Source organism: Chelativorans xinjiangensis (assembly GCF_009812055.1).
Taxonomy (GTDB): domain Bacteria; phylum Pseudomonadota; class Alphaproteobacteria; order Rhizobiales; family Rhizobiaceae; genus Chelativorans; species Chelativorans xinjiangense.
In genome coordinates, this window is the sequence record NZ_WQNH01000001.1 from 40,324 (window position 1) to 67,297 (window position 26,974).

Consider the following 26,974-nt stretch of genomic DNA (forward strand, 5'->3'; position numbering starts at 1 on the left):
ATGATCAGGAACGGAGTAATTGTGGCTGCGGCCGCGTCATCCTTGTTGGTGGCCGGCTGCCAGTCGAGTTCGGACCCGAATGTTCAGGCCCGCAATCACGAATTCGGCTGCATTGCCGGGACTGTCGGCGGAGCGGTCGTCGGCGCCCTGATCGGCTCGACGATCGGCGGCGGGACCGGACGGACCCTTGCCACCGCGGCCGGCCTCGGCGGCGGCGGTCTTCTCGGCAATCGGCTGGCGTGCCGCTAAGGCGAAGGAGGATCCCATGAAGAAAACAATCTTTGCCGCCCTGTCCGGCCTTCTTCTTTTCGCGGGCGCCGCGGCCGCCCAGACCGCACCGACAACCGAAATGCCGATGCACGAAGGCCATCTCAATGAGCTCGACGCCAACGACAGCGGCGCCGTGAACCAGCAGGAATACCAGACCTTCATGATCCAGGCCTTCGGCAGGCTCGACGCCAATGGCGACGGCTATCTGGTCGAGACCGAAACCGGAGAGGTCCTGACCGCGGATCAGTTCGCCGCCACCGATGCCAACGGCGACGGCCGCGTCAGCCAGGACGAGTTCATGAACCGCGTCATGCAGGATTTCGCCGCGGCAGACAGAAGCGGCGACGGGCGGCTGGAATAGGTTCAGCCGCCCCGGCGAGTGATCGCCCGAAGACAGGGGTGCGATCCTGACAGATGGTGCCCATCTGTCAGGACAAATCGCCCCACCGGATTAATAGCTTGCGGGCTGACTTTCCCAAACGGATGGGTACCATCCGTTTGGGTCAGACCACTAGGCCGGCGGGGTATCGTGCCACGCCGGCCGCAAATGCTGTGCCAGTCGTCAAAAAACCGCCATATAGGGGTTCAAGACACTTGAACCCGCCGCCCCGTTGCGCCCTAATTGCGCGGCGAGTGGTCCTGACGGCGAGTCGCTCGGCTTGCCGCCGCCCGTAGGGCGAAAAAACTCAGTCTGGAAAGCACCTTGAGCAGCGATGCCATTGGCAGCGCGACGAAGGCACGGAATTCGTTCGCGCATGTGGAGGCGGCCGGTTGGGGCCAGGGCCTCAGCACACTGTTGCGGATCACGCGCATGAATTTGCGCCATCCCTGGCAGGTCACCTTCGCGATCGGCTCGACCATCATCGCCGCCACCCTGCAGCTCACGATCCCCCAGCTTCTGGGCCGCGCCGTGGACCAGACCCAGACCGCCATCGGCGGCGGGGCCGAGGGCGCGGCTGCCGAAAGCGCGCTTCTCATCTCCGCGCTTCTGCTTTTGACGGTCAGCATCCTGCGCGGCCTTTTCACCATGACGCAGAACTACTACGCCGAAGCCGTCGGCCATCACATCGGCTACGAGCTCAGGCTTGCCTGCTACGAGAAAATCCAGCGCCTGTCCTTCTCCTTCCACGACCGGGTGCATTCGGGCGACCTCATCACCATCGGCATGCTCGATCTGGAGGGCGTGCGGATGTATTTCTCGACCGCGCTGGTGCGTGTCGTCCTGCTCACCATGCTGATCGGCATCGGCGCCTATCTTCTGATCTCCACCGACCCCGTGCTCGGCCTCCTGGCGCTGAGCTTCGTCCCCTTCGTCGGCTGGCGCTCCTCCGTCACCCGGCTGAAGCTGCGCGCCACCTGGCTCGAGCTGCAGGAGCGCCTTTCGGTGCTCACCCGCGTCATGGAGGAGAACCTCGGCGGCATCCGCGTGGTGCGCGCCTTCGCCGCCCAGGCTCACGAGATGATGAAGTTCGACCGCGCCTCCAAGAGCGCGCTCGAGCTCGCCCACGAGCGTGTCGGCATCCGCGTGCGCAATACCTCGGCCATGACCTTTTCCTTCTTCCTGGCCATGGGACTGGTGCTGCTCGTCGGCGGCAACAAGGTGGTCGCCGGCGAGATCAGCGTCGGTACATTGGCGACATTCCTCACCTTCATGACCATCCTGCAGATGCCCGTGCGCCAGCTCGGCATGATGGTCAACGCGTTCGCCCGCGCCTCCACCTGCGGCTCGCGGCTGTTCGGCCTGCTCGACCTCGACATCGCCGTCAAGGACGCGCCGGACGCCAAGCCGCTCGACATCACCGACGGCACCCTGCGCTTTAACAACGTCTCCTTCGCCTATCCGGGCGCGCAGGACCGCCAGGTCCTGAAGAATGTCAGCTTCGAGGCAAGGAAGGGCGAGACAGTCGGCATCGTCGGCCCGCCCGGCTCCGGCAAGTCGACCATCGCCCACCTCATCCCGCGCTTTTACGACGTCACCGGCGGCGCCATCACGCTCGACGGGCAGGATATCCGCAAGGCGACGCTGGCATCGCTCCGCCAGTCGGTCGCCGTCGTCCAGCAGGACGCCTTCCTTTTCACCACCACCATCGAGAACAACATCGCCTATGGCGATCCCTGGGCCAAGGAGCGGCGCATCGCGCGGGCCAGCGAGTTCGCCCAGCTCCACAACTACGTCCTCGGGCTTCCCGCCGGCTACGGCACGGTGGTGGGCGAGCGCGGCGTATCGCTGTCGGGCGGCCAGCGCCAGCGCCTGACGATTGCCCGCACCATGATGCTCAAGCCCTCGGTCATCGTCTTCGACGATTCCACCGCCGCCATCGACGCCGCCACCGAGAGCCGCATCCGCACGGCCATGCGACGCTTCGCCAAGGACCGGGTGACGATCGTCATCGCTCACCGGCTGAGCTCGCTGATGCATGCCGACCAGATCCTCTTCGTCGAAGGCGGCGAGATTGTCGAGCGCGGCACCCATGAGGAGCTTCTCGCCAAGGGCGGGCGCTACCGGGCGCTCTACGACCTCCAGGTCCGCCCCGGCGAGGAGATGCTGGACGAAGCGGGAGGCGGCGGCTGATGGCCCCGGACGGCGCAGGCGAGATCGAGGTCGAACGCAACGAGGTGCGCGACGGCGGGCGCCGCCCGCCGCGCGCCGTCGTCGGCTCGCACCGAATCGAAGAGGAGATGTTCGGCCGCGTCTTCGACAAGAACATCGTCAAGCGCATCTGGGCGTTCGTGCGCCCCTACCGCGCCAGGGTGATCATCTCGGTGGCCGCCGTCCTGATCTTCACCGCCACGCAGCTCGTCATCCCTCTCATCATCCGCTACGCCATCGACAACGGCATGGCGCCCGGCGAGATCGACCACCCTGCCCTCCTTTATTCCGTCGCCGCCTTCGCGCTGGCCATCCTCATCAATTACGCAGCCAGCTACATCCAGGAAACCGTGGTCGGCCAGATGGCCGAGAACGTGCTGTTCGACATCCGCCGCGCCATGTTCGGGCACCTGCAGAAGGTCTCGCTTTCCTTCATGGACAAGACCGAGGTCGGGCGCCTGATGTCGCGGCTCCAGGGCGACGTCAATTCCATGCAGGAGTTCCTGGAGACCTCGGTGCTCTCGGTCGGCGACATCGTGCTCCTCTTCGGCATCGTCTTCGTCATGCTGTGGCTCGATTTCCGCCTCGGCTTGCTGACGCTGTCGGTGATGCCGATCCTCTTCATCGTCCGCATCTTCTGGCTGCCGCGCGCCCGCGAAGCCTTCATGGCCGCCCACGAGACCAATTCGGTCGCCAACGGCGCGCTCGCCGAGGCCATTCACGGCGTGCGCGCGGTGCAGTCCATGGACCGCCAGCAGGTCAATTTCACCCTCTACGACGACAAGGCCGCCGCCAACCTCAAGACCCACCTGACGGCGGCGAAATACGCCCAGGTCATGGTGCCCATCGTCGACAGCCTCACCGGCCTTGCCATGGCTTTCGTCATCGTCGTCGGCGGCTCCATGGTGTTGAACGGCGGTCTTGACGTCGGCATCATGGTCGCCTTCCTGTTCTATATCCAGCGCTTCTTCGACCCGATCCGCTCGCTGACCCTGCAATACTCGGTCATGCAGCGCGCCATGGCCTCGGGAAAGCGCCTCACCGACGTGCTCGACGTCCGCATCGACGTCAAGGACAAGCCGGGCGCCAAGGTGCTGTCGCCGGACATGGACGGCTCGGTGGAGTTCAAGGACGTCACCTTCGGCTACGATCCGAAGCAGCCGGTGCTGAAAGACGTCTCCTTCCGCGTCAATCCCGGCGAGACGGTCGCCCTCGTCGGCCCCACGGGTTCGGGCAAATCTTCCGCCATGGCGCTCGTCCACCGCTTCTACGACGTGCAGAAGGGCGAGGTGCTGGTCGGCGGCCACGACGTGCGCGACTTGACGCAGGAATCGCTCGGCCGCCAGGTTGCCATGGTGCTTCAGGAGCCGTTCCTGTTCACCGGCACCGTCTTCGAGAACATCCGCTACCACAAGGCCGACGCCACCCGCGATCAGGTGATCGAGGCGGCCAGGGCAGTGGGCGCGCACGACTTCATCATGTCCCTCGACGGCGGCTACGATGCCATCCTCGGCGAGCGCGGCGGCAATCTCTCGCTCGGTCAGCGCCAGCTCATCAGCTTCGCCCGTGCGCTGGTGGCCGACGCCAAGATCCTCGTCCTCGACGAAGCCACCGCCAACATCGACAGCTATACCGAGATGCTGATCCAGAAGGCGTTGATCAGGCTCCTCCAGGGTCGCACCGGCCTCGTCATCGCCCACCGCCTCGCCACCATCCGGGGCGCGGACCGCATCATCGTCCTGCAGAACGGCCAGGTGATCGAGACCGGCAACCACGACCAACTCATGGCCAAGGGCGGCCTCTACTCCAAACTCTACAACCTCAACTACGCCTCTTTCGACGATATCCCGGAGGCGGAGCTTGAGGCCTCGGCGCAGAGCGGGTCGCAGACCTAGCCGCCGTCCGGTCAACGGCGCCAACCTTGCCACGGGGATAAAATCGGCGGCCAATTTCCGCCAACCCATTGATTCCAAAAAACCTGCAAACTTTTTTCGCACGAAAATACGCCCCCCTCCCTCGGCCGCCCCTATCATGCTCCCCGTCCCTCCCGCGGGAACGTGGATCGCGACGGCGGTCTCGCGGGGAGGGGCCGGCGCCTCCGGCGGGCCGCTAACGTGGCGGCCGGCCCGGGGAGGCTCCGCCCAAGGGTTCCCCTGCCGCCACTACGGGCGGCGCGTGCCGGACGGTGCACTTTAAAGGGGAGCCGGGGAGACGGGGGCGCGGAGCGCCCTGTCGTGGGAGGCCTAAAGCCTTCCGGATCCGGCTTCGTGGAAGCGGAACGGGCGGAGACTTAAGAACGCCGGACGGGCGGCCGAGAGGTCGCTGAAAAAATTTAGACTGGCGACACTTTGGCCGCCCGTCTTCCCACCACCCTTCCCGAAGGGTGGGTTCTTTGAAATGGCCAGACGGTGAAAACCGGGCGTGGCAACGATGGCGCATGTCATGTCGGCATCGACGCGCCTCCTCCCCCTCACCCCACTCGCACCAGCCGCCCGTCTTCTGCCGGCTCCAGCCGCCCTTTGACGAGCGCTTCGGCGCTCGTGTCCACCTCTTCGCGGCCGGAGCGGGTGATCAGTCCCCTCCCCGCGTCGTCGAAGGAAAGCACCGAGCGCTTCAGAAGCTGCGAATAGGGGTGCTGCGGGGCTTCGAGGATGGGGCGGGCGGGCCCCATCTCCACCACGTGCCCCTTCTGCATGATGATGATGCGGTCGCTGATGTAGTAGGCGGTGGCGAGGTCGTGGGTGATGTAGATGATGGTCACGCCGAGTTCGTCGCGCAGCCGCTTGAACAGGTTGACGATCGCCATCCGGAGAGAGGCGTCGACCATGGAGACGGGCTCGTCGGCGACGATCACGCTCGGCTGCGAGATCAACGCCCGGGCGATGGCCGTGCGCTGCAACTGGCCGCCGGACAATTCGTGCGGAAAGCGCCCCTTCACCTCCTTCAGAGACAGGCCGACATGGTGGAGCGCCTCGTCCATCGGCCCTTCCATCTCGGCCTCGGTACGCGCGTTGAGAAACCGCCGGGCGGTGGAGGCGAGATAGCGGTCGACGCGCTTCAGCGGGTTGAACGCTTCGAACGGGTTTTGGAAGATCGGCTGTACGCGCGCCATGAAGGCAAGCCGATCCGCTCCGCGGCGCGCGGCGATGTCCCTCCCCTCGAACTTGAGTTCGCCGCTCGTCGGCACGTCGCTGCCGAAGATCATGCGGGCGAGCGTCGTCTTGCCGGAGCCCGATTCGCCGATGATCGTGAAGATCTCCGGCGTCTCCGTCGACAGCGCGAAGCTCACCTCGTTGACGGCCCTGATCTGCTTGCGCGACAGCACTCCCCCCATGGTGAAGACCTTGCTGACGTCGCGGACGTCGAGAAGCGGCGGCGCGCTCATGAGAGGGGCTCCTCGACATTAAGGATCTTTTCGGCGGGAAGCGCCTCGTCGGCGCGGAAGCAGGCGACCCGATGTCCGCCCGGTCGCTCCTCCAGCACCGGCACCTCCCTGCGGCAGCGCTCGACGGCGATCGGGCAGCGCGGGTGGAAGCGGCAGCCCGCCGGCGGCTCGGCAAGGCTTGGCGGGCGACCCTCAAGCGACGGCTTGGGGCTGGTGTCGCCGATGCGCGGCAGGCTGGCGACCAAATGGCGGGTGTAGGGGTGGCGCGCGGCGGTGAAGATGGTCCGCGTCGGCGCCTCCTCGACGATGCGGCCGGCATAGACGATGGCCAGCCTGTCTGTAACGTTGGCGTGGACGGACATGTCGTGCGTGACGAAGACGACGGAGGAGCCAAGCGCCTGCTGCACCTCGCGGATCATTGCCAGCACGTCCTTCTGCACCACCACGTCGAGCGCCGTCGTCGGCTCGTCGGCGATGATGAACTCCGGGCGGCAAACGGTGGCGAGCGCGATGGTCACGCGCTGGCGCATGCCGCCGGAAAGCTCGTGCGGATAGGCCCTCAGCACCCCCGGCTCGAGGTGGAGGCGGGCGAGATGCGCTTCCACCGCCTCCCAGAACGCATCGCGCTTCAGGCCCATCGGCCGGAAGGCAAAGTCCTCGAAGGTGGAGCGCACGCGGCGCACGGGATTGAGCACGCTCATGGAGCCCTGCATGATATAGGACAGGTGCTTCCAGCGGATCTTCGCGATCTCGTCTTCCCCGGCATGGGCGACGTCGATGGGCTTGCCGTTGAACCGGTACGTCACCCGTCCGTCGACGATGCGGAAAGGCGGTCGGATGGCGGCGGCCAGCACCTTGATGAAGCTGGTCTTGCCGGACGAGCTCTCCCCGGCGATGCCGTAGATCTCGTTGGCCATGACGCGCATGGTGACGTCGTCGACCGCGCGCACCTCGCGTTCCACGCCGAAGTAGTTCATCTGGTAGTAGGCCTTGAGACCCTCGACGGTGAGAATGTCGTCGGCCAAGGGTCAGGCTCCCATGCGGCGCAGGCGGCTGCGCGGGTCGATGTATTCGTTCATCGAGACAGCCAGGAGGAACAGTCCCAGGAAGGTCATGACGATCAGAACCACCGGGATGACGATCCACCACCAAACGCCGACCACCATCGCCGAGTGGTTGTTGGCCCAGTAGAGCGCCGTGCCGACGGTCGGCACGTTGATGTTGGTGAAGCCGAGGACGGCGAGCGTCACCTCGAGCCCGATCGACCAGATCATGTTGGCCATGGCGGTCGAAAAGACGATCGGCATCACATAAGGCAGATGCTCCTCATACATGATCCTTGCGGGCGACATGCCGGCGAAGACGGCGTGCCGCGTGAACTCGCGGTGCTTCAGCCCCAGCGCCACCGAGCGGATGAGCCGCGCGTCGAACGGCCAGCCGAAACAGGCCATGATCAGCGCCAGCTTCATCATGTCGAGGTTGTTGCGCAGCACGAAGTAGAAGAGGATGAGGATCGGAAAGATGGGAATGGCGACGAAGATATCGTTGAAAAACATCAGCGTCCGATCCGTCCACCCTCCGAGATAGCCTGCCGTCAGCCCCACCGTGATCGAGATGATGCGCGACAGCACCGCGACGGTCAGCCCGAAGAACAGCGTGTTGCGGAAGGCGAAGGTGAGTTGCCAGAAGAGATCCTGCCCGCGCGAATTGGTGCCGAACCAGAACTCCGCGCTCGGCGGCATATCGGGGATCGTCGTATAGATGGCCGTCGGATCGACGGGCGAGGCGAAGCTCAGAAGAGAGAAAGCGACGATGACGCCGACGAGCACCACACCGATGGTGAACTCGATGTTGTAGCGGATGAGATCGCGGAAGACGCTGAACATATCGGCCTTACTCCGCCTTGATGCGCGGATCGAGAAGGGGGTGGAGGAGGTCGATGAGGAAGATCGCCGTCGCCACCGCGATGACAGCGATGCACGAGACGGCGAGCACCACCGCCGAATCCCCGGCATTGACCGCCCGCACCAGAAGCGTGCCGAGGCCTGGATAGGAGAAGACCTGCTCGGTGATGATGGTGCCGGAAAAGATGCCCCCCAGCGCCATGGCGAGCGCGGTGAGCTGGGGCACGATAGCGTTGCGGATGACGTAGGAGGAGACGATGCGCTCGCGCTTCACGCCGGCAAGCTCGGCATAGGTCACATAATCTTCGGTGACGATGTTGGACACCAGCGCCCGCATGCCGAGGAACCAGGTGCCGAGGCCGACGATCACCAGCGATGCCGCCGGCAGGATGGCGTGGCGCAGGATCGAGACGACGAATTCGGGCGACCAGGAGGGGCGGACGTTCATGGAAAAGCCGCCGGAGATCGGCAGCACCGGCCACAGGAAGCCGAAGATGATGACCATCAGGAAGGCGACGATGTAATAGGGGATCGGCTGGATGCCGATGGCGACGACGCCGAAGGCCTTGAGCAGCCGCGAATTCTGGTAGTAGCCGGCAAGGCCGCCGAGAATGTTGCCGATGAGCCAGGTAAGGATCGTCGACATCGTCAGGAGCCCGACCGTCCACGGCAGCGCCAGCATGACCAGCTTCATGGCGGGCGTCGGAAAGGCGAGCAGCGACGGCCCGAGATCGCCGACCAGAAAGCGGCCGAGAAAATTGAAGTACCGTTCGTGAAGCGGCACGTTGAGGCCGAAAAGCTCGGTCAGCGTCTGCCGCAGCGATTCGATGGCCTCAGGGCTGTAGGCCGACTGCCCGGCGACACGCCCGATGATGGTCTCAACGGGGCTGATGGGGCTCAGGTACGAAACGAAGAAGGCCACCGAGATACCGGTGAAGACGACGGCGAGAAGCTGCAAGAAGCGCTTCAGGGCGAAAGTCAGATAGTCCTTCATGGGCGCGCGGTGAATTCAGCTTGGTTAAGCAGGAAAGCGCCGTCATCCCTGCCGAACGGAGCGAAGCGCAGAGAGAGCCGGGATCCATTCCGTGACGTCGACGTTCCGGAATGGGTCCCGGACAGCCTCCGCTCCGCTGCGGCTTCCGGGATGACGGCGAGGGGGTTGATCCGGCCTGAATTCATCTTGCTTGGCTCGCTGCTCCTCAGCCGGGTTGCGGGAGACGCCCGGCTTCCGCCGGACGCCTCGTCCTGGGAGGTGGTCCGCCTACTTTTTGGCAGGTTTCAACTGGGTGAGGATATATTTCGAGTTCGCCCAATTGGTGACGATGTTGGCGTAGGGGTCTTCTTCCGCCGTCGGGAACCCGGTCCAGTACCGTGTGTCGTAGGCCGAGAACACGTTGAACGACATCACCGGGATCACCGGCATCTCCTCGACCATCAGCTTCACGAACTCATGGCCGAGCTCGAGGTTGCGAGGATTGGTGAACTCGGTCTTGCGCACCTCCTCGATGATCTCGTCGAGCTGCGGGTTCTTCCAGCGCTGCCAGTTGCGGTGCGGCTGACGCTCGCCGGGTTCTGCAACGTAGTCGGAATGCCAGCTGTCGAGGAAGAAGCTCAAGTCCGGATCGCCGCCCCAGGTCTCGATCGACCAGGCGGTCGCCGCCTCGTATTGGCCGAGCGGCAGTGTCGAGCGGTAGATCTCCGGGTCGGCTTCTGCCGTCACCTGAATGCCCTGCTGCGACCATTGCTGGGCGATCATGGTGCCCATGCGGTTGATCACGCCTTCCTGGAATGTGTTGAGCGTGAAGGCGAAGGGCTCGCCGTCCGGCATCATCCACTGGTTGCCCTGTTTGGTGAAGCCGGCCGCTTCCAGAAGCTCGGTCGCCGCCTCGATGTCCTGTTTCCACCAGCCATAGCCGAAGGCGGTGCGGATGGCTTCCTCGTCGGTCGGCACCTCGTCGCCGAACTGCGGGCGCACCATGTCGGCCACCTGCAGACCGATCGTCGGATCGTAGGGCTTGATCGTCCGCGTGCCGGTGTCCAGCTCGTAGTCGGTCAGCCATTCCTGAAGCGGTGCGTGATAGTCCCGCGGATGCGTGCCCGTCGGCGGGATGGCGATGGCCGAGAGTGTCGCCGCACCCCGGTAGGAGGCCATGGAGATGGCGCGCGCATCGAGCATCAGCGCCAGCGCCCAGCGCACCCGCTTGTCCTGGAATTTCTCGTTCTGGTGATTGAAGATCACCATGGGCAGTGTCGGATCCGGATGGGCGTAGGGGAAGCCGGGGAACCAGCCGCGCGACGTCGGCGACTGCTTGATGAGGCTGAACATGCCCTCCGGCGTCAGATCGTGGATCATGTCGAGGTCGCCGTTGACCATGTCGATCAGGCGGCTGTCGGTCGACGGAATGGACCGGTAGATGACGTATTTCGGCCCAGGCTCGCCCCACTGGGCGAGTGCCGTCTTGTCCCAATCCTCGCGCTTCTCCCAGATGTACCAGTAGCCGTTCGGATCGAAGGAATGGAGCGTGTAGGGACCGAGCCCGACCGGTGGGTTGAAGTCGTACGCCGTCACGTCCTCCACCTTGGAGAAGATATGCTCGGGCATGATCCAGGCGGCGTTCCAGCGCACGGAAAAATTGGAGTGGAACCGCGAGTTGGGCTCCTTGAGGGTGAAGTGCACCGTGTAGTCGTCGACCGCCTCAACGCTTTCCACATACTCCGAGAACGGCGCGCTCCAGACCATCCCGGGCGTCTTCATCTGCGTCTCCACGGTGAAGACCACGTCGTCGGCCGTGAACTCCTCTCCGTCGCTCCACAGGATGCCTTCGCGCAGATGAACCGTCATCTCCGTGAAGTCTTCGTTGTACTGCCAGGGCTCGCTTGCCAGCTGGTTGTAAAGCGCGCCTTCGAGGCCGGCGTCGGGGTCGATGAACCAGAGCGTGTCGAGCGCCAGCTGATGCAGGCCGTTCGCCCATGCGGCGCCGTTGCCGGCGACCCACATGTTGAACATGCCGGGATTGATCGCCGGCGGCTCGGGATTGTTGATGATCAGCGTTTCTTCGCGCGGAAATTCGTTGAGCGGCGGCGCGGCGGCCTCTTCCTGGGCAATGGCGGTGCCGCCAAAAGCCAGCGAGACGAGCGCCGACACCAGAAGCGTCTTCAGCTTTCGCATCGGTTTCCTCCCTAGGCGAGGATGCTCAGCGGCACCCTGTCGCAAGTGCCCTCCGACACCCAAAAGACATGCTTCACCAATGTCGGGCGCTTGTCAACGGATAATCTGATGTAAACCAGAAATCATGATATATAGAAAAGAAAGGCGCACTCCCTGTTGGAAATGCGCCTCCAAGGCGGGGAGGAATAGCTGTGGTTTGCTTAGAGCCTCACGCGGATCATCTGATACGAATAGGCAGGCAGCGAAGCGGCAAGCGCCCCATCGGCCACCCTCGCACCCGAACCGCTGCGGGGCCTCACGTTCTGCTGGTTGGCGGCGGTGTTCACCGCTTCGAGGTCCGTATGGGTCATCACCTGATGGTCGATGACCGTGCCGCCGGCAAAACCCTGCAGGCTCACCTCGACGTCGATCGCCTCCGAGCCGTGCCGGTTGACGAGGAAGAAGGTGAGCGTGCCTTCCTCCTCGTTGTGCACGCCCGAAACGTCGACATAGGGCACGTTGTCGTCGTGCGCGCTGTCGTAGCCCGGGCAGTCCACCAGGAGATTCAATGCCGTGCCGCGCCCGTGGATCGAGGCGAAATAGTAGGGGTAGTAGATCGTCTGCCGCCAGGCGGGGCCGCCCCTCTCGGTCATGATCGGCGCGATGACGTTGACCAACTGCGCAACGCAGCCGATCTTCACCACATCCGAACGGCGGATGAAGGTGTTGAGGATGCAGCCGACCTGCAGAACGTCCTCGAAATTATAGATGTCCTCGAGAAGGCCAGGCGCCAGCGGCCAGCCGTTGCCGCCGTCGAGGATGGCGCGGTCCTTTTTGTTGGAGTGGTACCACACGTTCCACTCGTCGAAGGAGATGTAGACGTCGCGCTTCGACCGCTTCTTGCCCTTCACGTAGTTGATGGTGGAGGCGACAGTGCCGATGTAGCGGTCCAGTTTGTGATTGAGCGCCAGATAGTTGGCCGTGTTCTTCTCGGGATTGCGGAAGTACATATGCAGCGAGACGTGGTCGACCACCTCGTAGGTGTGCTCGAGAACGACGCGCTCCCACTCGGGATAGGTGGGCATGTCCGAGTGGCTCGACCCGCACACCACCAGTTCCAGCGACTTGTCGAAAGCGCGCATGGCCTTGGCGGTCTCGGCGGCGAGCTTGCCGTATTCGTGCGCGTCCTTGTGGCCGACCTGCCAGGGGCCGTCCATCTCGTTGCCGAGGCACCACAGCTTCACGTCCCACGGCTCGCGCCGGCCGTTCTTGGCACGAAGATCGCTCCAGTAGGAGCCGCCGGGATGGTTGCAGTATTCGAGGAAATTGCGCGCCGCATCGAGCCCGCGTGAGCCGAGATTGACGGCAAGCATCATCTCGGTGCCGGCAGCCTGGCACCAGTCGGCGAATTCGTGGATGCCCACCTCGTTGGTCTCGCTGGTGTGCCAGGCAAGATCGAGCCGCACCGGCCGGTCTTCGCGCGGGCCGATGCCGTCCTCCCAGTTGTAGGCGGAGACGAAATTGCCGCCGGGATAGCGCACGACCGGGACGTTGAGCGCGCGGACGAGCTCGAGCACGTCGCCGCGGAAGCCGTTCTCGTCCGCGGTCGGATGACCCGGCTCATAAATTCCGGTATAAACGGCACGGCCCAGATGCTCCAGAAAGGCGCCGTAAAGCCGGTCGTCGATCCTGGAGACGGTGTAATCCTTGTGTGCGGTGACGTGAGCCTTCACGGCGTCCTCCCAATGGCCGATCCTTTTGAATCGGTCTACGCGATATATATCGGCTATCCTGATTGCTTGGAGGAGCCGTGTCAACCTCGGAGAATAGATGTGTTGCGGGGGCAGTCGCTTGAAAGGACGGCGCCCGTCGCCACCACCCCCTCCGCCTGCCGGCACCTCCCCCGCAAGGGGGGAGGAAAGCTGTCGCCGCCCTCTTCGCCAATCTCCACCGTTTGCAGATTAGGCGCGCCGGAGCGAGCGGCCAGCCTGCCTCCCCCCTTGTGGGGGAGGTGCCGGCAGGCGGAGGGGGGTCGACGCGACGAGCGCCATCCTGACGATTCTCACACCGGCAGGCGTCACCGCTTCACGTTGATGCGCATGACGATGTCCTGATCGTAGTTCCCGAAGCCGCGTCCGAAGATGTTCACGCCGCCCGGATGCTTCGCGTCCTCGCGGATGCCGATGCGCATGCGGATCGAGTGATGGCCGGCGAGATCGAGCGTGTCGATCGTCATATCGGAGATCTTCATGCCGTCGATGAAGGTGCCCTTGCCGTTGACGGACCAGGTCTTCAGCATGCCGTATTGCGAACCTTTCAGCTTCCACCAGGAGGGCGTGTAGACGCCGCGCTTGTCGCCGAAATCGCCCGGCGAGGTCCACGTGCCGACCTCGATGCCGTTGAGCCAAAGCGTGATGTCGGAGGGCCAGTTCGTGCTGGTTCCGGGCACCTCGGAAGACAGTTCCATCGAGAACTCGATGCTGTCGATGCCGGAGCCGGCGAGCTTGGCGTTGTTGGGGAACTGGTATTCGACATAGCCGCGGCCGAACCACAGAAGCGCCGCCTTCATGCGGTCCGGATCGAGGAAATAGTCCGGCACGTCGAGCAGGCCGATGATGCCCTCGACGGAGCAGAGCCCGCAGGGCGCCTCCGTGCTGCAGGCCGTGTAGAGGCCGAGCGGCATGACGACCTCGATGGTGTTGTCGGCCTTCGGCGGCAGCGTTTCCTTGAAGAGCACGAGGATCTCGTCGAAGGTGGAATGGCAGATCTTCTGGTTGCCCTTGCGCGCCTTGACCGTCTCGCACCGGACGAGCCCGCCCTCCTCCAGGATCTGCAGGTTGGAGGATACCGTCGACTGCGGCAGCGAGAGCACACGCGCGATATCGTTGACGTTCATCGGTCCTTCGACGTGCAGAAGCTTCAGCATCCGCGCGCGCACGGGCGAGGCCAAGCCCCTGAGCGTGGGCATGTTTTCTTCTGGATCGACGACGAGGAAGTTGCGGTTCATGAAGTCACCGGTGCCGGCATGAAGGAGGGCTGTCACGGGCAGCCCGCGACGTCGCGGGCAAGCATATCAAGAAGTTTGATAATGTCGATCCCAGTCGGAAACGGCGTAGCGAACGGAATGAGTTTAAGCCCGGTTTCCCCAACCGCCGTCATCCCGGCCGAACCCCCGGGTCTCGCCTTCGGCGAGCCCGAGGACAGGCTCCGTGAGAGCCGGGACCCATTCCGGAACGTTGACGTCACGGAATGGGTCCCGGACAAGCCTTCGGCTTTCCGGGATGACGCGCGGCGGTAGAGGGTGACCGATCCAAAACTCGTCCCGCTCTACGCGAAGCCCTTGGTGAGCTCCAGGGCCTGGCGCTCGAAGAGCCGGCGGTAGATGCCGCCTTCGCGCCGGACGAGCTGGACGTGGTCGCCCTCCTCGACGATCCGCCCCCGGTCGAAGACGAGCAGCCGGTCGAGCGCGCGCACGGTGGAAAGCCGATGCGCGATCACCAGTGTCGTGCGCCCGACCATCAGCCGCTCCATCGCTTCCTGGATCAGCACCTCCGATTCCGAATCGAGGCTCGACGTCGCCTCGTCGAAGATCAGGACCGGCGCGTCGGCCAGGAAGGCGCGGGCGATCGCCACGCGCTGGCGCTCGCCGCCCGACAGTTTGACGCCGCGTTCGCCGACCAACGTCGCGTAGCCCTTGGGCAGCGCAGTGATGAAGTCGTGCGCGCTCGCTAGCCGCGCCGCCTCCTCGATCTCGGCCATCGACGCGCCCGGACGGGCGTAGGCGATGTTCTCCGCCAGCGACCGATGGAACAGGATCGGCTCCTGCTGCACGATGGCGACCTGGCTGCGGAGCGAGGCCTGCGCCACGCGGGCGATGTCCTGGCCGTCGATCAGGATGCGCCCGCTTGTGACGTCGTAGAGCCGCTGGATCAGCTTGACGAAGGTCGTCTTGCCCGATCCCGAGTGCCCGACGAGGCCGACGCGTTCGCCCGGCCGGATCGATAGCGAGAAGTCGCGGTAAAGCGGCGTCGCGTGGCCGACATAGTGGAACGTGACGTTCTCGAACTCGATACTGCCCTCTTCGATGGCGATAGGCTGCGCGCCGGCAACATCTTCCACCCCGAGCGGCTGGCTGTGGATATCGACCAGCTCCTCCATGTCGTTGACCGAGCGCTGCACGTTGCGCACATGCATGCCGACATCGCGCAGGTAGCCTTGCAGTACGAAGAAGGCGGTGAGCACGAAGGCGATGTCGCCCGCCGTCGCCTGGCCGCCGCTCCACAAGAACACGGCGAAGCCGATGACCGCCGCGCGCAGGACGAGCATGATCGCTCCTTGCGTGGTGCCGTTGATCGTGCCGCGCACCCAGGTGCGGCGCGTGCGGTGACGCCATTTCCCGATAACGCGACTGAGACGCGCATCCTCGCGCCCCTCCGCACCGAAGGCCTTGACAACGGCGTTGCAGGAGACGGCGTCGGCGAGCGCGCCGCCGAGCCGCGTATCCCAGGCGTTGGCAAGGCTCGCCGCCGGCGCGACATAGCCAAGCGAAAGCGTGACCGTCAGCGCCACATAGACGATCGAGCCGGCGGCGACGATCAGGCCCATCGTCGGCCAATACCATCCGAGCAACAGGGCCGAGCCCACCAACATCACCGCGGAAGGAAGCAACGCCACCAGAAGGGTGTCGTTCAAAAGATCGAGCGCCCAAATGCCGCGCGTGATCTTGCGCACCGTCGAACCGGCGAAGCTGTTGGCGTGCCAGTCCGTCGAGAAGCGCTGCACGCGGTGAAACGTATCGGCGGCGATTTCCGACATCATCTTCAGCGTCAGGTCGATGATGCCCATGAAGGCGATATGGCGCATGACGATGGCACCGCCCGAGAGCGCGAGCAGGGTCAGGAATGCGGCGATTGCCGCGTTCCAGGCGACCTCGTCCGTGGCCGCGCCTCGCGCCACGGCATCGACCAGCCGGCCGGAATAGAGCGGCGTCAAAACGTCGGCCGTGGTCGAAACGAGCACGGCCGTGATGATGAAGGCGAGCCTTGCCGGCTGGCGCCGCCAATGCGCGTCCAGGAATTGGAACACGCTGCGAAAGGCATTACCCCGCAGGGCATTGCGGAAGGAAGTCATGGCGTTCGACGGATGCGCAGGGCATCCGGTCCTCAGAATCGGAAAATCATGAAACGGCGCCGGGACGAAAAAAATGCATCGGTCAAGCGGTGCCGGGCTACGCTGCGCACGCTCCACGTGGGAGGCGCACGGGCGGCAGCCGTCTTGACCTTTTGGCGCGCTAAGCGGTCAGTGCTGACCTAACGACGCGGGAAGCCCAAGCCGCTGCCCTTTAGAGAAGAAGCGCCGAATGCTGGCATTCTTAGCCTCCTTAGTAGGGCTGAACGGGGAAGAGCTTCATAAAGGGGCCGTCGCACCATGCCAACCCCTTCATGCCATTTCCGCAAGCGGTGTGTTCGCGCCGCAACACCACCGCCGGCTGTTGGACTTTTATCTGGATGCCCTTTCCCGCGCCACCACCGGCGGCATGTGCGGGCGCGTGCGCAGGCGCTGGCGGAAGTCGGACGGCGTCATGCCGGCGATCTTGCGAAAGCACTTCGTGAAGGCCGACAGCGAGCCGAAGCCGCTGTCCATCGCCACCCTTAGCACGTTCGCATCCTCCTGCATGAGCAGCGCCTGGGCGTAGGAGAGCCGCAAGAGGCTGACATATTCGTTGAGCGTCATGCCGGTGGATTTCTTGAACACGCTCATGGCGTATTTGGGATGGATGTCCGCCGACAGCGCGATGTCGGTGGAATCGATGTCGTGGCGGAAATTATCGGTGATGAACGCGCAGATGCGGCCGATATTGTGGAAGCTCGTCCGGTCGGGCGCTTCGGCGCGGGTGACCGGCTGGCCGGGATTTTCCAGAAGACGGTACGGCTCGAACTGAATGCGCTCGATGCGCAGGAGAAGCTCGTCGACGGCGTGATTGACGCGCTTTTCCTCGCCCGAGCGGATGTATTGGGACCAGCGGTTGAAATCGAGGTCGTCGGCGCTGCCGGGCTGATGGGCGATCAGCGTCGCCCCGCGCATCAGCTTCTGCTGCATCTCCGCAATCAGCCGCAGCCGGAAGAAATGCACCAGCGGCAAGTGGATGGCGACGAACCAGGCGTCCTCCGAGGTGTCGACCACCTGATGCGGCAGGCCGCCCCAGAAGAGGCAGAGATCGCCCGCCTTCAATTCGGCCATGTGACCGCGCATGCGGTAGTCCACCCGGCCCCGGAAAACGTAGTTTATCTCGACCTGGGCATGCCAGTGCGCGGTCCGCATGATGCCGGGCTGCTCGTGGCTGACCACGAGGCTGTTCGGGACCTTCTCGACGGTACTCTTGGCGGGCTCCCAATACCGCTTGCCGGCTATCTTACCATCCAACGGTTCCGCCTTCCCTTTCACAGCGACGCAAGAACAGCGTCCTTTAACCTATGAGAGGCCCGGTCTTCGGGCAACAGGAAAGGGAGGAACCCATGCGCATGACGCTCGGCCGCGCCGCTCTGGCGCTTGTCTTGGCCACCGGAAGCGCTCCGGCCTTCGCCCAATCGGGCGAGATCACCGTCTGGAGCTGGAATGTCGCCGCTTCGTCGCTCGAATCCACCATCGAGGGCTTCAACGCTCAATATCCCGACGTCAAGGTGACGGTCCAGGATCTGGGCAACCAACAGGTCTTCGACCGCACGCTTGCCGGCTGTGCGGCGGGAGGCGCCGGCCTGCCCGACGTGCTTTCCATCGAAAACCACGAGGCGGAGATCTTCTGGGCGCAGTTCCCCGACTGTTTCACCAACCTGAAGGAGCTCGGCTACACCGAGGAGATCGCCGCGGGCTTCCCGGACTTCAAGCGTGTGGAGCTGGAAGTGGGCGATGTCGCCTATGCCATGCCCTGGGATTCCGGTCCGGTGGTGATGTTCTACCGCCGCGACTTCTATGAAAACGCCGGCGTCGACCCGGAGGAGATCAAGACCTGGGACGATTTCATTAAAGCTGGCAAGGCAGTCGCCGAGGCCAATCCCGGTGTGGTGATGACGCGGGCCGACTTCAACGGCGACACGGAATGGTTCCGCATGCTGGCGAACGAGCAGGGTTGCGGCTTTTTCTCATCCGACGGGTCCGAGATCACCGTCAATCAGCCGGCCTGCGTGGCCGCGCTGGAGACAGTGAAGAAGATGTACGACGCCGGCATCATCACGGCGGCCGACTGGGACGAGAAGATCCAGGCCAACACCGCCGGCACCGTTGCAAGCCAGCTTTACGGCGGCTGGTACGAGGGCACGATCCGCTCCACCTCGCCCGACCTTGCCGGCAAATGGGGTGTCTACCGCATGCCGAGCGTGACGGAAGACGGACCGCGCGCGGCCAATCTCGGCGGCTCTTCGCTCGCCATCGCCAATAATTCGGACAACGAGGAAGCCGCCTGGGCGTTCGTCAACTATGCGCTCGGCACCAACGAGGGCCAGGTGACCATGCTGCGCGAATACGGTCTCGTGCCCTCGCTGCTCTCGGCGCTCGACGACCCCTACATGCAAGAGCCGCAGCCCTATTGGGACGGCCAGAAGGTGTGGATCGATATTCTCGGCACGCTGGACCAGGTCGTGCCGAGCCGGGGAACCCCCTTCTTCGGCGACGCCGACGGCATCATGAACGCGGTGCAGAGCCAGTACCTCAACGATGGGTTCGACAGCGCGCAAGCGGCGGCGGACGACGCGGCCAATCAGATCGCGCTGGTGACCGGTCTGCCTATTGCGGAATGAGCGAAGGCAGCGACCGGCCGGGCGGTCTCCGCTGCCCGGCCCTTCGCTCATCTGACCACGGTCGAGCACGCCCGGCGGCGGTAACGGGAGGATAGACATGCGGATGCGGACACGGGCGGCGTACGGCTTCCTGGCGCCCTATCTCCTGATCTTCGCCACCTTCTGGGTGTGGCCGATCATCTATTCCTTCTATCTCTCCTTCCTCGCCACACGCATCCAGCCCTGGAGTTTCAATCCGGCCGTCACCTGGGGAAGGCTGGTGGTGGACCCCGCCTTCCTCAACGCGCTCAGGAACACCCTGATCATCCTGGTCATCCAAGTGCCGGTGATGATCGCGCTGGCCACCCTGCTCGCCGTATTGCTCAACTCGCAGCTTCTGAAGGCGCGCGGCATCATGCGCTTTGCCTTCTTTGCGCCTGTCGTGGTCGGCGAGGCGGCCTATGCGGCTGTGTTCCGGCTGATGTTCAACGCCGATTTCGGCGTCATCAACAAGATCATCGGCAGCATCGGCCTGCCGCCGGTGGCGTGGTTCGGCAACCCGACGGCGGCGATGGCGCTCATCATGATGGCCGTCACCTGGCGCTGGGTTGGCTACAACGCCATCATCATCCTTTCGGGCCTGCAGGCAATCCCGCAGGATGTCTACGAGGCCGCCACCCTCGACCGGGTGTCGAAGCCGAGGCAATTCTTCTTCATCACCCTGCCGCTCCTGCGGCCGATCATCCTTTTCTGCGTGGTGCTTTCGATCATCGGCACGATGCAGCTCTTCGCCGAGCCGTTCCTGATCACCAACCGTGGCGGCCCCGGACAGGCGACCGAGACGCTCGGTCTCTTCCTCTACCGGCAGGGCTTCACCGTGCTCAATTTCGGCTACGCCTCGGCCGTGGCCTACACCATAGCCGCGCTCGCCATCCTCATCTCGCTCGCCAATCTGTGGCTGGGGAGGTCCGCCAAATGAGATCGAAATCCGCCTCCACGTTTCGACGCTCGATTGCGCTGCACGCGGTTCTGGTGCCGTTGGCGATCGTCTGGCTGTTCCCGATCTGGATGATGGTGGTGTTCTCCACCATGCCGGAGAACGCCATCTTCAGCCCCAACATCCACCTGATCCCCTCCGACAGGTTCTGGGAGAATTTCCTGATCCTGCAGGCCGATACGGATTTCCTGCGCACCATCTTCGTCTCTGTCGTGGTGGCGCTGGTCTATACGGTCCTTTCGGTGATGCTCACCTCGATGGCCGGCTGGGCGCTTGCCCGCTACAGTTTCGCCGGAAAGGGGCTGGTGCTGTCGATCATCCTCGGCACCCTGACGCTTCCCTATTTCGTCGTCGTCATCCCGCAATTCATCATGGTGGCGCGCGACTTCGGCCTCTCCAACACCTGGTTCGCGCTGATCGTGCCGCCGCTGTTCAATTCGCTGGGCGTGCTCTTCATGCGCCAGTCCTTCTCCATGATGCCGGCGGAATTGTTCGACGCCGCGCGCGTCGAGGGTGTGCGGGAGTGGCGCATTTTCCTGTTCGTCGGCATGCCGCTCGCCCGCCCGACGCTGGCCGCGCTGTCGATCATCCTCTTCCTGGCTTCGTGGAACAACTATCTCTGGCCGCTCCTCATCAACAACCGGCCCGACATGATGACGGCGCCGGTGGCGCTCGGCTCGCTGATCGGGCTTACCAAGGTCTCCTGGGGCGGCATCATGGTGGGGGCGGTCTTGCTGACGGCGCCGATGATCGCCGTCTTCGTTCTCCTGCAGCGTCATTTCATCGCCGGCATCGCCGCCGGCGCCGTAAAGTAAGGGCGGAATTCATGGCAGGCGTATCGCTCAAGAACGTGGTCAAGCGCTTCGGCACAATGGAGGTCGTGCACGGGGCGAGCCTGGACGTCGAGGATGGCGAGTTCATCGTCTTCGTCGGCCCTTCTGGCTGCGGGAAGTCGACATTGTTGCGCATGATCGCCGGGCTCGAGGACATCTCCGGCGGCGAGATCGCTATCGGCGGCATGGCGGTCAACGATGTCGAGCCCGCCGACCGCGGCATCGCCATGGTGTTCCAGACCTATGCGCTCTACCCGCACATGACGGTGGAACGGAACCTCTCCTTCGGCCTGCGCATGAACGGCAACGACAAGGCCGATACCGCGCGCAGGGTCGCCAAGGCGGCACAGATCCTGCGTATCGAGGAATTGCTCGACCGCCGCCCCCGCCAGCTTTCAGGCGGCCAACGCCAGCGCGTGGCCATCGGCCGGGCGATCGTGCGCGAGCCGCAGGTCTTCCTCTTCGACGAGCCGCTCTCAAACCTCGATGCGGAACTGCGCGTGCAGATGCGGGTGGAGATCGCCCGGCTGCATGCCGAACTCGGCGTTACCATGATCTATGTCACCCACGACCAGGTGGAGGCGATGACGCTGGCCGACAGGATCGTCGTCCTGCGCGCGGGCCGCATCGAGCAGATCGGCAAGCCGCTCGACCTCTACGACGATCCGGCAAACCAGTTCGTCGCCGGCTTCGTCGGCTCGCCAAAGATGAACTTCATGGCGGCCGAGGTCGCATCCGTCGAAGACGGCCGCGTTACGGTCGCTCTCGTCAACCACGGCGGCGCGCGGCTGACGATGCCGGTGGAAAACGGCTTTGCCGTCGGAGACCGTATCACCGTAGGCTTGCGGCCGGAGCATTTCCGGCGCGAGGGTGAGGGCGACTGCGACCTGCCCGTCAAGGTCGACATGGCCGAGCACCTGGGGTCGACCAGCTACATCTACGCCAACACCGCATCCAGCGAACAGCTTGTCATCGAACGGGAGGAGTCGCGCAGCGAGATCGGCATGGAGCGTCTGACCGTCTCCATTCCAGCGGCCAGGGCCTATCTGTTCGATACCTCCGGCGCACGCCTGCGCTGACAACGCAACAACCACTCGAAGAAGAGAAGAAAGCAGCTTTCCATGACTTCATCACCCAAACTGCGCTGGGGCATTCTCGGGCCCGGAAACATCGCCAAGGCCTTCGCCGGCGGCATTGCCCATTCGGAGACGGGCGAACTCGTCGCCGTCGGCGCGCGGCGGCCGGACAAGGCGCGCTACGCCGAGGATTTCGCCGGTGCGCGCGTGCTCGACGGCTATCAGGCGCTGCTCGAGGATAGCGAAGTCGAGGCGGTTTACATTTCGACGCCGCACCCGCTGCACGCCGAATGGGCGATCAAGGCGGCGCGGGCCGGAAAGCATGTCCTGTGCGAAAAGCCCATGGGACTTACCGCCTACGAGGCAGATGCCGCCTTCCACGCCGCACGCAAGGCCGGCACCTTCATGGGCGAGGCCTTCATGTACCGCTTCCACCCGCAGACGGCAAAGCTCATCGAGCTTGTCGCCGGCGGGGCGGTCGGCCAGGTGCGGCTCATCAGGTCGAGCTTCGGCTTCGCAATGCCGTCCGTCATGGCCGATCACCGGCTTTACGCCAATCACCTCGCCGGCGGCGGCATTCTCGATGTCGGCTGCTATCCTGTCTCCATCGCGCGTCTGCTCGCGGGTGCGGTGGAGGGCAAGCCGTTCCTCGATCCCGCCAAGGTGGTCGGCACGGCGCATCTGGGCGAGACGGGCGTCGACGAGTGGGCATCGGCAATTCTGCATTTCGACAACGGCATCATCGCCGAGGCCTCCTGCTCGATCTCGCTGAAGCAGGACAACATGCTGCGCGTCTTCGGCACCGAGGGGCGCATCGAGGTAGCCGACTTCTGGTTTGCGAGCGGCGTGAAAGGCGGTGTCGGAAACATCGAGATCGTCAGGCCCGACGGTTCGAGGGAAATCGTTTCCGTCGCCGAGGACCGCTGGCTCTACGCTTTCGAGGTCGACGCGGTGGCCGGGGCCGTGCGTGCCGGGCGGCAGGAGTTCGCAGCTCCCGGCAAGAGCTGGGACGACACGCTGGGCAATATGCGCACGCTCGACCGCTGGCGTGCGGCCGCCGGCCTCACCTACGAGGTCGAGAAGCCGGCGCTGCGCAAGGCGACGCTTTCCGGCGAGAGACTGGAAAAGCGTGCGGAGACCATCGGCCGCCGCACCCTGCCGGGCATCGGCAAGCCGCTCTCCGAGGTGGCTCTCGGCTTCGAGGATTTCCCGGATTTCGCCAGTGCGGCCATCCTGCTCGACGCCTTCTACGAGGCTGGCGGCAATGTCTTCGACACCGCTTTCGTCTACGGCGGCGGGCGCACCGAGGCGATCCTCGGCGACTGGCTTTCAAGCCGCGGGGTGCGCGAGGAGGCGGTGGTGATCGGCAAGGGCGCGCACTCGCCGCTCGCCTATCCCGACGTCATCGCCAAGCAGCTCGACCAGTCGCTGGAGCGGCTCAAGACCGATCATGTCGACGTCTATTTCATGCACCGCGACAACCCGGACGTGCCGGTGGGCGAGTTCGTCGACGCGATGGATGCGGAGGTGAAGGCGGGGCGCATCCGCGGGCTGTTCGGCGGCTCCAACTGGTCGATGGAGCGGATGAGCGAGGCAATCGATTACGCAAGGAAGAACGGCAAGACGGCGCCCGGCGTTTTGTCCAACAACTTCTCGCTGGCCGAGATGATCGACCCGATCTGGGCCGGCTGCGTGAGCGCTTCGGATGCGGCGTGGAAGGCCTGGCTCACCGAGCACCAGATCCCCAATTTCGCCTGGTCGAGCCAGGGGCGCGGCTTCTTCACCGACCGCGCCGGCCGCGACAAGCGCGACAACGAGGAGCTGGTGCGCTGCTGGTACTCCGACGACAACTTCGCCCGCCGCGACCGCGCCGAGGAGATGGCGGGGGAGCGTGGGGTGAAGCCGATCCACATCGCGCTCGCCTACGCCCTGGCGCAGCCCTTCCCCGTGGTGCCGCTTATCGGGCCGCGGCGGCTGATGGAACTTGACGACAGCCTGACCGCGCTGTCGCTGAAGCTTTCGGCGGCGGATGTGCGATGGCTGGAGACGGGGGAGCGGTGAGCCGGGGGCGGTTGGCAGCTGTCAACGGCCGTGTGCATCCTCGCTCTTCGACCCCTTCGGCGGATGAGGAGCTAGTTGGGCCTGGTACCGTCAGATACCACCCGAGCGCCCGCCTTTTCCGCAGCTTTGCGCAGCCGCTTATCTCGTGTCCACAAAGCGGCTCGGCTGTCGATCAAAGTTGATGCGAGAAGATGGGCGTCGGTGTAGCCTATGCCCATGCCGTAGAGCTGGTGTTTGTCGATCATCGCCATGACTTCATGGTGTGTGGCGACGATGACCTCCTGCTGTACGGCCAAGAAGCCGAGCGTGTTCGTGCGATCGCGCAGGCTGCCCAACGCAAGTTCGCCAACGATGGCCGGGTGACAAAGCAGCATATCGTTTTCGATCGTCTGGATCAGGCGCGGATCAGCCTGGCGGAAGTGGTCGATCCAGATCCCGGTATCGGCTAGCCTCAATTTTCAGCTCGCCTGCGCGGACCAGCTTCGGCGTTGGGCATCGTGCCACCCAAGGCAATCAAGCGCTTGCCTGCTTCCATGCGAACCAACGTTTCCAGCGCCTGACGGACAATTGCCGCTGTTTCCTTCGTACCGGTCAGGGCCTTCGCCTTCTCCATGAGGCTATCGTCTATGTTGATGGTTGTGCGCATGTGCGTCTCCTGGGGAGCATCATAATAAATAGCATCAATTGATGCTGATTTCAACGCCTATACTGCGGCTGCTTCAACTCGTGGACACCCTGTGTCGTAGCATTCGATGTCGCGGCTAGCTCCCCGCCGCCAGCACCCACTCTTCGGAAAACCGCACATGCTTGATCGCCTGCCTGTAGTAGGTGAAGGCGACATTGATGGTGCCGTCGCTTCCCTGGCAGATGGTGGGGTAGGAGAACTCGCGGTTGCGCAGCTCGGCCGAGTTGTTGGAGAGGCAGTTGCCGTCGCCTGTCTCGATATCGCGGTGGATGGGGAATGTCCTGCCGCCGTCCTCCGACAGTGCGATGGTCATCGGCGCGCGTGGCGTGCCCCAGATGGCGGGCGGCTGGCCGGGCGGCGGCAGATCCTCGTTGCCGTGCGCCTCGATCTCGTCGTAGAGCCCGGCGCGCCGCTCGGTGGAATCGGCGGCGCTGATGTGGTTGTAGACGATGGCCAGCCGGCCGCTTTGGAGCTTGATCATCTGGATCGACGAATTGTTGTTCGGCAGATCGGTCGGCTCCGGCGCCGTCCAGCTATGCCCGCCATCGCGCGAGATGCTGCGCTTGATGCTGTCGGCGAAGCGTGAGCGGTAGGCGGCGATGTACTGGTCGTCCTGAAGGGGAACGATGTCCATATGGACCGCGCCGAGGCTGCCCCGCACCTCCACCCGCCGCCAGTTCTTGCCCGCGTCCCTGGAGATCATCACCGCGCTGGTGTCGTTGTGCCCGCGCCAGCGCTTGCCGGGGGCCGCGCGGCATAGAAAGACCGGCAGCAGCCACTCGCCGGCGCCGTTGACGACGATCGGATGGCGCACGAAGGTGCCCGGCTCGTCAAAAAGAACGCCGACGGGACCGAAGGTCTCGCCGTTGTCCTCGGAGATGCGATATTTGACCAGCGCCGTCGCCTGGTCTCCGGCGATCTGAGACGTATAGACCAGCCACAGCCGGCCATCCGGCACCGAAAACAGGAACGGGTTCTGTTCCGAGCGTTCCATGTCGTCGGTAAGGCGCACCGGCTCGGACCAGCGGCGGCTGCCTTTCTTGAGCCGGGCGAAGAAGATGCAGACGTCTCCCCTGCCCTCCTGGGAGCCGGCGAACCAGACGCAGGCAAGATCGCCGTTGGCAAGCTCCAGGAGGTTGGCGGCATGGCTCTGCGGTACGGGCGATGCCAGCCACGTCTCCTCCCTTTCGCTGTCACCCGGATTGGGGCGCAGCACGCCGTCCATGGCATCGCGCACTGCCTCCGGCGCGAGCGGCGGGTGCACCGGGTACACCGGGTGTGACCGATCTATAGGGGTCATCGGGTTCCTCCTCGTTCGTGCCGATGGCCCCTGCCCGGCTTAGCCGAGCGCGGCCATGGCGGCTTTCAGCTCTTCCAACTGCGCATCGTTGAGCGGCGTGAGCGGCGGGCGCACATTGCGCCAGGCTGGCTCGCCCGTCCTCAGCGCCAGCATCGCCTTGACGGTGGGGATCTGCGGGAAGCGGTTGGCAAGGGTGCGCCAGGCGGTGATGCGCTCCTGCGCGGCGGCGACCTCGACCTTGCGCTCCGGGTCCGCGAAATGGTCGAAGACGGTTCTCAATTCGCCGGCGATGAGGTTGGAGGTCGCGGTGATGCAGCCGGCGCCGCCGGCCTCGAGCAAGGGCAGCATCAACGGGTCGGCTCCGGACAGGACCGCGAAGCCCGGCACGGCGGCAAGCACCGCCTTCATGTTGGCGATATCGCCGCCCGAATCCTTGATGCCCACCACCGTGTCCGGATAGGCGGCGGCCAGCCGCTCGATGAGCGGGATCGACAGGGGCACGGCGGACATTGGCGGGATGTGATAGAGCAGCACCTGCAAGCGCGCATCGCCGATGCGCTCGATGATCTCGGCATAGGCGGCGAAGAGGCCATCGTCGGAAACGCCCTTGTAATAGAAGGGCGGCAGCATGAGGACGCGGTTGATGCCGAGCGCCAGCGCATCCTTCGTCAGCGCCACGGTGTCCGGGATCGCCGGCGTGCCGGTGCCGGGGATGAGCTGGCCAGGCTTAAGGCCCGCATCGAGGGCGGCTTCGAGGATCTGCCTGCGTTCGTCGCGGGAGAACGAGTTCGCCTCTCCCGTCGTGCCCAGCACGGCAAGACCGTCGCATCCCTCTTCGATCAGCCGGCGGCAGTGGGCCTTGAAGAGGTCGAGGTCCGGGGAGAGGTTCCTGCCGACAGGCGTGGCGGCAGCGGAAAAGACGCCGGAAATTCTTGGCGAGCGCGAGTTCATCA

The 26,974-nt window shown here is 64.5% G+C and carries 22 protein-coding genes; 9 read left to right on the plus strand and 13 right to left on the minus strand.

What is annotated here, in order from left to right; genetic code table 11:
• From GM910_RS00195 to GM910_RS00210, 4 genes are all read left to right on the plus strand, one after another.
• Positions 1-249: a glycine zipper 2TM domain-containing protein gene (locus GM910_RS00195; protein ID WP_159585359.1), complete on the plus strand. Its 249-nt coding sequence runs from the start codon at positions 1-3 to the stop codon at positions 247-249.
• A gap of 16 nt (positions 250-265) precedes the next feature.
• Positions 266-631, plus strand: coding sequence for an EF-hand domain-containing protein (locus tag GM910_RS00200; protein ID WP_159585361.1), 366 nt, complete (start codon positions 266-268; stop codon positions 629-631).
• Positions 632-973: 342 nt separating this feature from the next.
• Positions 974-2,842, plus strand: a complete 1,869-nt coding sequence (locus GM910_RS00205; RefSeq protein ID WP_159585363.1) for an ABC transporter ATP-binding protein — start codon at positions 974-976, stop codon at positions 2,840-2,842.
• A complete protein-coding gene (locus GM910_RS00210) occupies positions 2,842-4,755 on the plus strand; it encodes an ABC transporter ATP-binding protein (protein WP_159585365.1) in 1,914 nt (637 codons plus the stop codon). The genes GM910_RS00205 and GM910_RS00210 overlap by 1 nt, the downstream gene beginning before the upstream one ends.
• Positions 4,756-5,330: 575 nt before the next feature.
• Here the strand turns inward: GM910_RS00210 and GM910_RS00215 are convergent.
• From GM910_RS00215 to GM910_RS00255, 9 genes are all read right to left on the minus strand, one after another.
• Complete coding sequence (locus GM910_RS00215) at positions 5,331-6,245, minus strand: ABC transporter ATP-binding protein (RefSeq protein WP_159585367.1); 915 nt, start codon at positions 6,243-6,245, stop codon at positions 5,331-5,333.
• The gene (locus tag GM910_RS00220) at positions 6,242-7,222 is read right to left on the minus strand and encodes an ABC transporter ATP-binding protein (protein ID WP_159585749.1); all 981 of its coding nucleotides are present in this window, start codon (positions 7,220-7,222) and stop codon (positions 6,242-6,244) included. Before GM910_RS00220 ends, GM910_RS00215 begins: the two co-directional genes overlap by 4 nt.
• Positions 7,223-7,273: 51 nt before the next feature.
• The gene (locus GM910_RS00225; RefSeq protein ID WP_159585369.1) at positions 7,274-8,131 is read right to left on the minus strand and encodes an ABC transporter permease; all 858 of its coding nucleotides are present in this window, start codon (positions 8,129-8,131) and stop codon (positions 7,274-7,276) included.
• A gap of 7 nt (positions 8,132-8,138) precedes the next feature.
• Positions 8,139-9,143, minus strand: coding sequence for an ABC transporter permease (locus GM910_RS00230; protein ID WP_159585371.1), 1,005 nt, complete (start codon positions 9,141-9,143; stop codon positions 8,139-8,141).
• Between the two features lie 267 nt (positions 9,144-9,410).
• Positions 9,411-11,318 carry an ABC transporter substrate-binding protein gene (locus GM910_RS00235; RefSeq protein ID WP_159585373.1) on the minus strand — a complete coding sequence of 636 codons (1,908 nt, stop codon included), beginning with the start codon at positions 11,316-11,318 and terminating at the stop codon, positions 9,411-9,413.
• A 200-nt stretch (positions 11,319-11,518) separates the two neighbouring features.
• Entirely contained in the window at positions 11,519-13,030 is a 1,512-nt protein-coding gene (arfA, locus tag GM910_RS00240) for an arabinosylfuranosidase ArfA (protein WP_159585375.1), read from the minus strand.
• 344 nt (positions 13,031-13,374) lie between these two features.
• Entirely contained in the window at positions 13,375-14,304 is a 930-nt protein-coding gene (locus GM910_RS00245; protein ID WP_159585750.1) for an ArsR/SmtB family transcription factor, read from the minus strand.
• 320 nt (positions 14,305-14,624) lie between these two features.
• Positions 14,625-16,427, minus strand: a complete 1,803-nt coding sequence (locus GM910_RS00250) for an ABC transporter ATP-binding protein (RefSeq protein ID WP_159585377.1) — start codon at positions 16,425-16,427, stop codon at positions 14,625-14,627.
• Positions 16,428-16,796: 369 nt separating this feature from the next.
• Positions 16,797-17,720 (minus strand): helix-turn-helix domain-containing protein, encoded by a 924-nt coding sequence (locus GM910_RS00255; protein WP_246225791.1) that lies wholly within the window; start codon positions 17,718-17,720, stop codon positions 16,797-16,799.
• 92 nt (positions 17,721-17,812) lie between these two features.
• Here GM910_RS00255 and GM910_RS00260 point away from each other — a divergent pair, with 92 nt between their 5' ends.
• From GM910_RS00260 to GM910_RS00280, 5 genes are all read left to right on the plus strand, one after another.
• On the plus strand, positions 17,813-19,090 hold the full coding sequence (locus GM910_RS00260; protein WP_159585379.1) for an ABC transporter substrate-binding protein: 1,278 nt from the start codon (positions 17,813-17,815) through the stop codon (positions 19,088-19,090).
• 97 nt (positions 19,091-19,187) lie between these two features.
• A complete protein-coding gene (locus GM910_RS00265) occupies positions 19,188-20,048 on the plus strand; it encodes a carbohydrate ABC transporter permease (protein ID WP_159585381.1) in 861 nt (286 codons plus the stop codon).
• A complete protein-coding gene (locus tag GM910_RS00270) occupies positions 20,045-20,881 on the plus strand; it encodes a carbohydrate ABC transporter permease (protein WP_159585383.1) in 837 nt (278 codons plus the stop codon). The genes GM910_RS00265 and GM910_RS00270 overlap by 4 nt, the downstream gene beginning before the upstream one ends.
• 11 nt (positions 20,882-20,892) lie before the next feature.
• Positions 20,893-21,978: an ABC transporter ATP-binding protein gene (locus GM910_RS00275; RefSeq protein WP_159585385.1), complete on the plus strand. Its 1,086-nt coding sequence runs from the start codon at positions 20,893-20,895 to the stop codon at positions 21,976-21,978.
• 42 nt (positions 21,979-22,020) lie between these two features.
• Positions 22,021-24,036, plus strand: a complete 2,016-nt coding sequence (locus GM910_RS00280; RefSeq protein WP_159585387.1) for an aldo/keto reductase — start codon at positions 22,021-22,023, stop codon at positions 24,034-24,036.
• Positions 24,037-24,107: 71 nt separating this feature from the next.
• On the opposite strand, the gene GM910_RS00285 is transcribed toward GM910_RS00280, so the two are convergent.
• The 4 genes from GM910_RS00285 to GM910_RS00300 all read right to left on the minus strand — a co-directional run bounded on the left by GM910_RS00285 (position 24,108) and on the right by GM910_RS00300 (position 26,972).
• Entirely contained in the window at positions 24,108-24,491 is a 384-nt protein-coding gene (locus tag GM910_RS00285) for a type II toxin-antitoxin system VapC family toxin (RefSeq protein WP_159585389.1), read from the minus strand.
• The gene (locus GM910_RS00290; RefSeq protein WP_159585391.1) at positions 24,488-24,682 is read right to left on the minus strand and encodes a type II toxin-antitoxin system VapB family antitoxin; all 195 of its coding nucleotides are present in this window, start codon (positions 24,680-24,682) and stop codon (positions 24,488-24,490) included. The genes GM910_RS00285 and GM910_RS00290 overlap by 4 nt, the downstream gene beginning before the upstream one ends.
• A 115-nt stretch (positions 24,683-24,797) precedes the next feature.
• Positions 24,798-26,021: a sialidase family protein gene (locus GM910_RS00295; protein WP_201285370.1), complete on the minus strand. Its 1,224-nt coding sequence runs from the start codon at positions 26,019-26,021 to the stop codon at positions 24,798-24,800.
• Positions 26,022-26,060: 39 nt separating this feature from the next.
• Positions 26,061-26,972, minus strand: a complete 912-nt coding sequence (locus tag GM910_RS00300) for a dihydrodipicolinate synthase family protein (RefSeq protein ID WP_159585393.1) — start codon at positions 26,970-26,972, stop codon at positions 26,061-26,063.
• Positions 26,973-26,974: the final 2 nt, after the last annotated feature.

Bases quoted from the DNA above. Each gene is read 5' to 3' on its own strand.
- GM910_RS00195 (WP_159585359.1), top strand. From the start codon at position 1: ATGATCAGGAACGGAGTAATTGTGGCTGCGGCCGCGTCATCCTTGTTG.
- GM910_RS00200 (WP_159585361.1), top strand. From the start codon at position 266: ATGAAGAAAACAATCTTTGCCGCCCTGTCCGGCCTTCTTCTTTTCGCG.
- GM910_RS00210 (WP_159585365.1), top strand. From the start codon at position 2,842: ATGGCCCCGGACGGCGCAGGCGAGATCGAGGTCGAACGCAACGAGGTG.
- GM910_RS00215 (WP_159585367.1), bottom strand. From the start codon at position 6,245: ATGAGCGCGCCGCCGCTTCTCGACGTCCGCGACGTCAGCAAGGTCTTC.
- GM910_RS00220 (WP_159585749.1), bottom strand. From the start codon at position 7,222: ATGAACTACTTCGGCGTGGAACGCGAGGTGCGCGCGGTCGACGACGTC.
- GM910_RS00225 (WP_159585369.1), bottom strand. From the start codon at position 8,131: ATGTTCAGCGTCTTCCGCGATCTCATCCGCTACAACATCGAGTTCACC.
- GM910_RS00230 (WP_159585371.1), bottom strand. From the start codon at position 9,143: ATGAAGGACTATCTGACTTTCGCCCTGAAGCGCTTCTTGCAGCTTCTC.
- GM910_RS00235 (WP_159585373.1), bottom strand. From the start codon at position 11,318: ATGCGAAAGCTGAAGACGCTTCTGGTGTCGGCGCTCGTCTCGCTGGCT.
- GM910_RS00245 (WP_159585750.1), bottom strand. From the start codon at position 14,304: ATGAACCGCAACTTCCTCGTCGTCGATCCAGAAGAAAACATGCCCACG.
- GM910_RS00250 (WP_159585377.1), bottom strand. From the start codon at position 16,427: ATGACTTCCTTCCGCAATGCCCTGCGGGGTAATGCCTTTCGCAGCGTG.
- GM910_RS00260 (WP_159585379.1), top strand. From the start codon at position 17,813: ATGCGCATGACGCTCGGCCGCGCCGCTCTGGCGCTTGTCTTGGCCACC.
- GM910_RS00265 (WP_159585381.1), top strand. From the start codon at position 19,188: ATGCGGATGCGGACACGGGCGGCGTACGGCTTCCTGGCGCCCTATCTC.
- GM910_RS00270 (WP_159585383.1), top strand. From the start codon at position 20,045: ATGAGATCGAAATCCGCCTCCACGTTTCGACGCTCGATTGCGCTGCAC.
- GM910_RS00275 (WP_159585385.1), top strand. From the start codon at position 20,893: ATGGCAGGCGTATCGCTCAAGAACGTGGTCAAGCGCTTCGGCACAATG.
- GM910_RS00280 (WP_159585387.1), top strand. From the start codon at position 22,021: ATGACTTCATCACCCAAACTGCGCTGGGGCATTCTCGGGCCCGGAAAC.
- GM910_RS00290 (WP_159585391.1), bottom strand. From the start codon at position 24,682: ATGCGCACAACCATCAACATAGACGATAGCCTCATGGAGAAGGCGAAG.
- GM910_RS00295 (WP_201285370.1), bottom strand. From the start codon at position 26,021: ATGACCCCTATAGATCGGTCACACCCGGTGTACCCGGTGCACCCGCCG.
- GM910_RS00300 (WP_159585393.1), bottom strand. From the start codon at position 26,972: ATGAACTCGCGCTCGCCAAGAATTTCCGGCGTCTTTTCCGCTGCCGCC.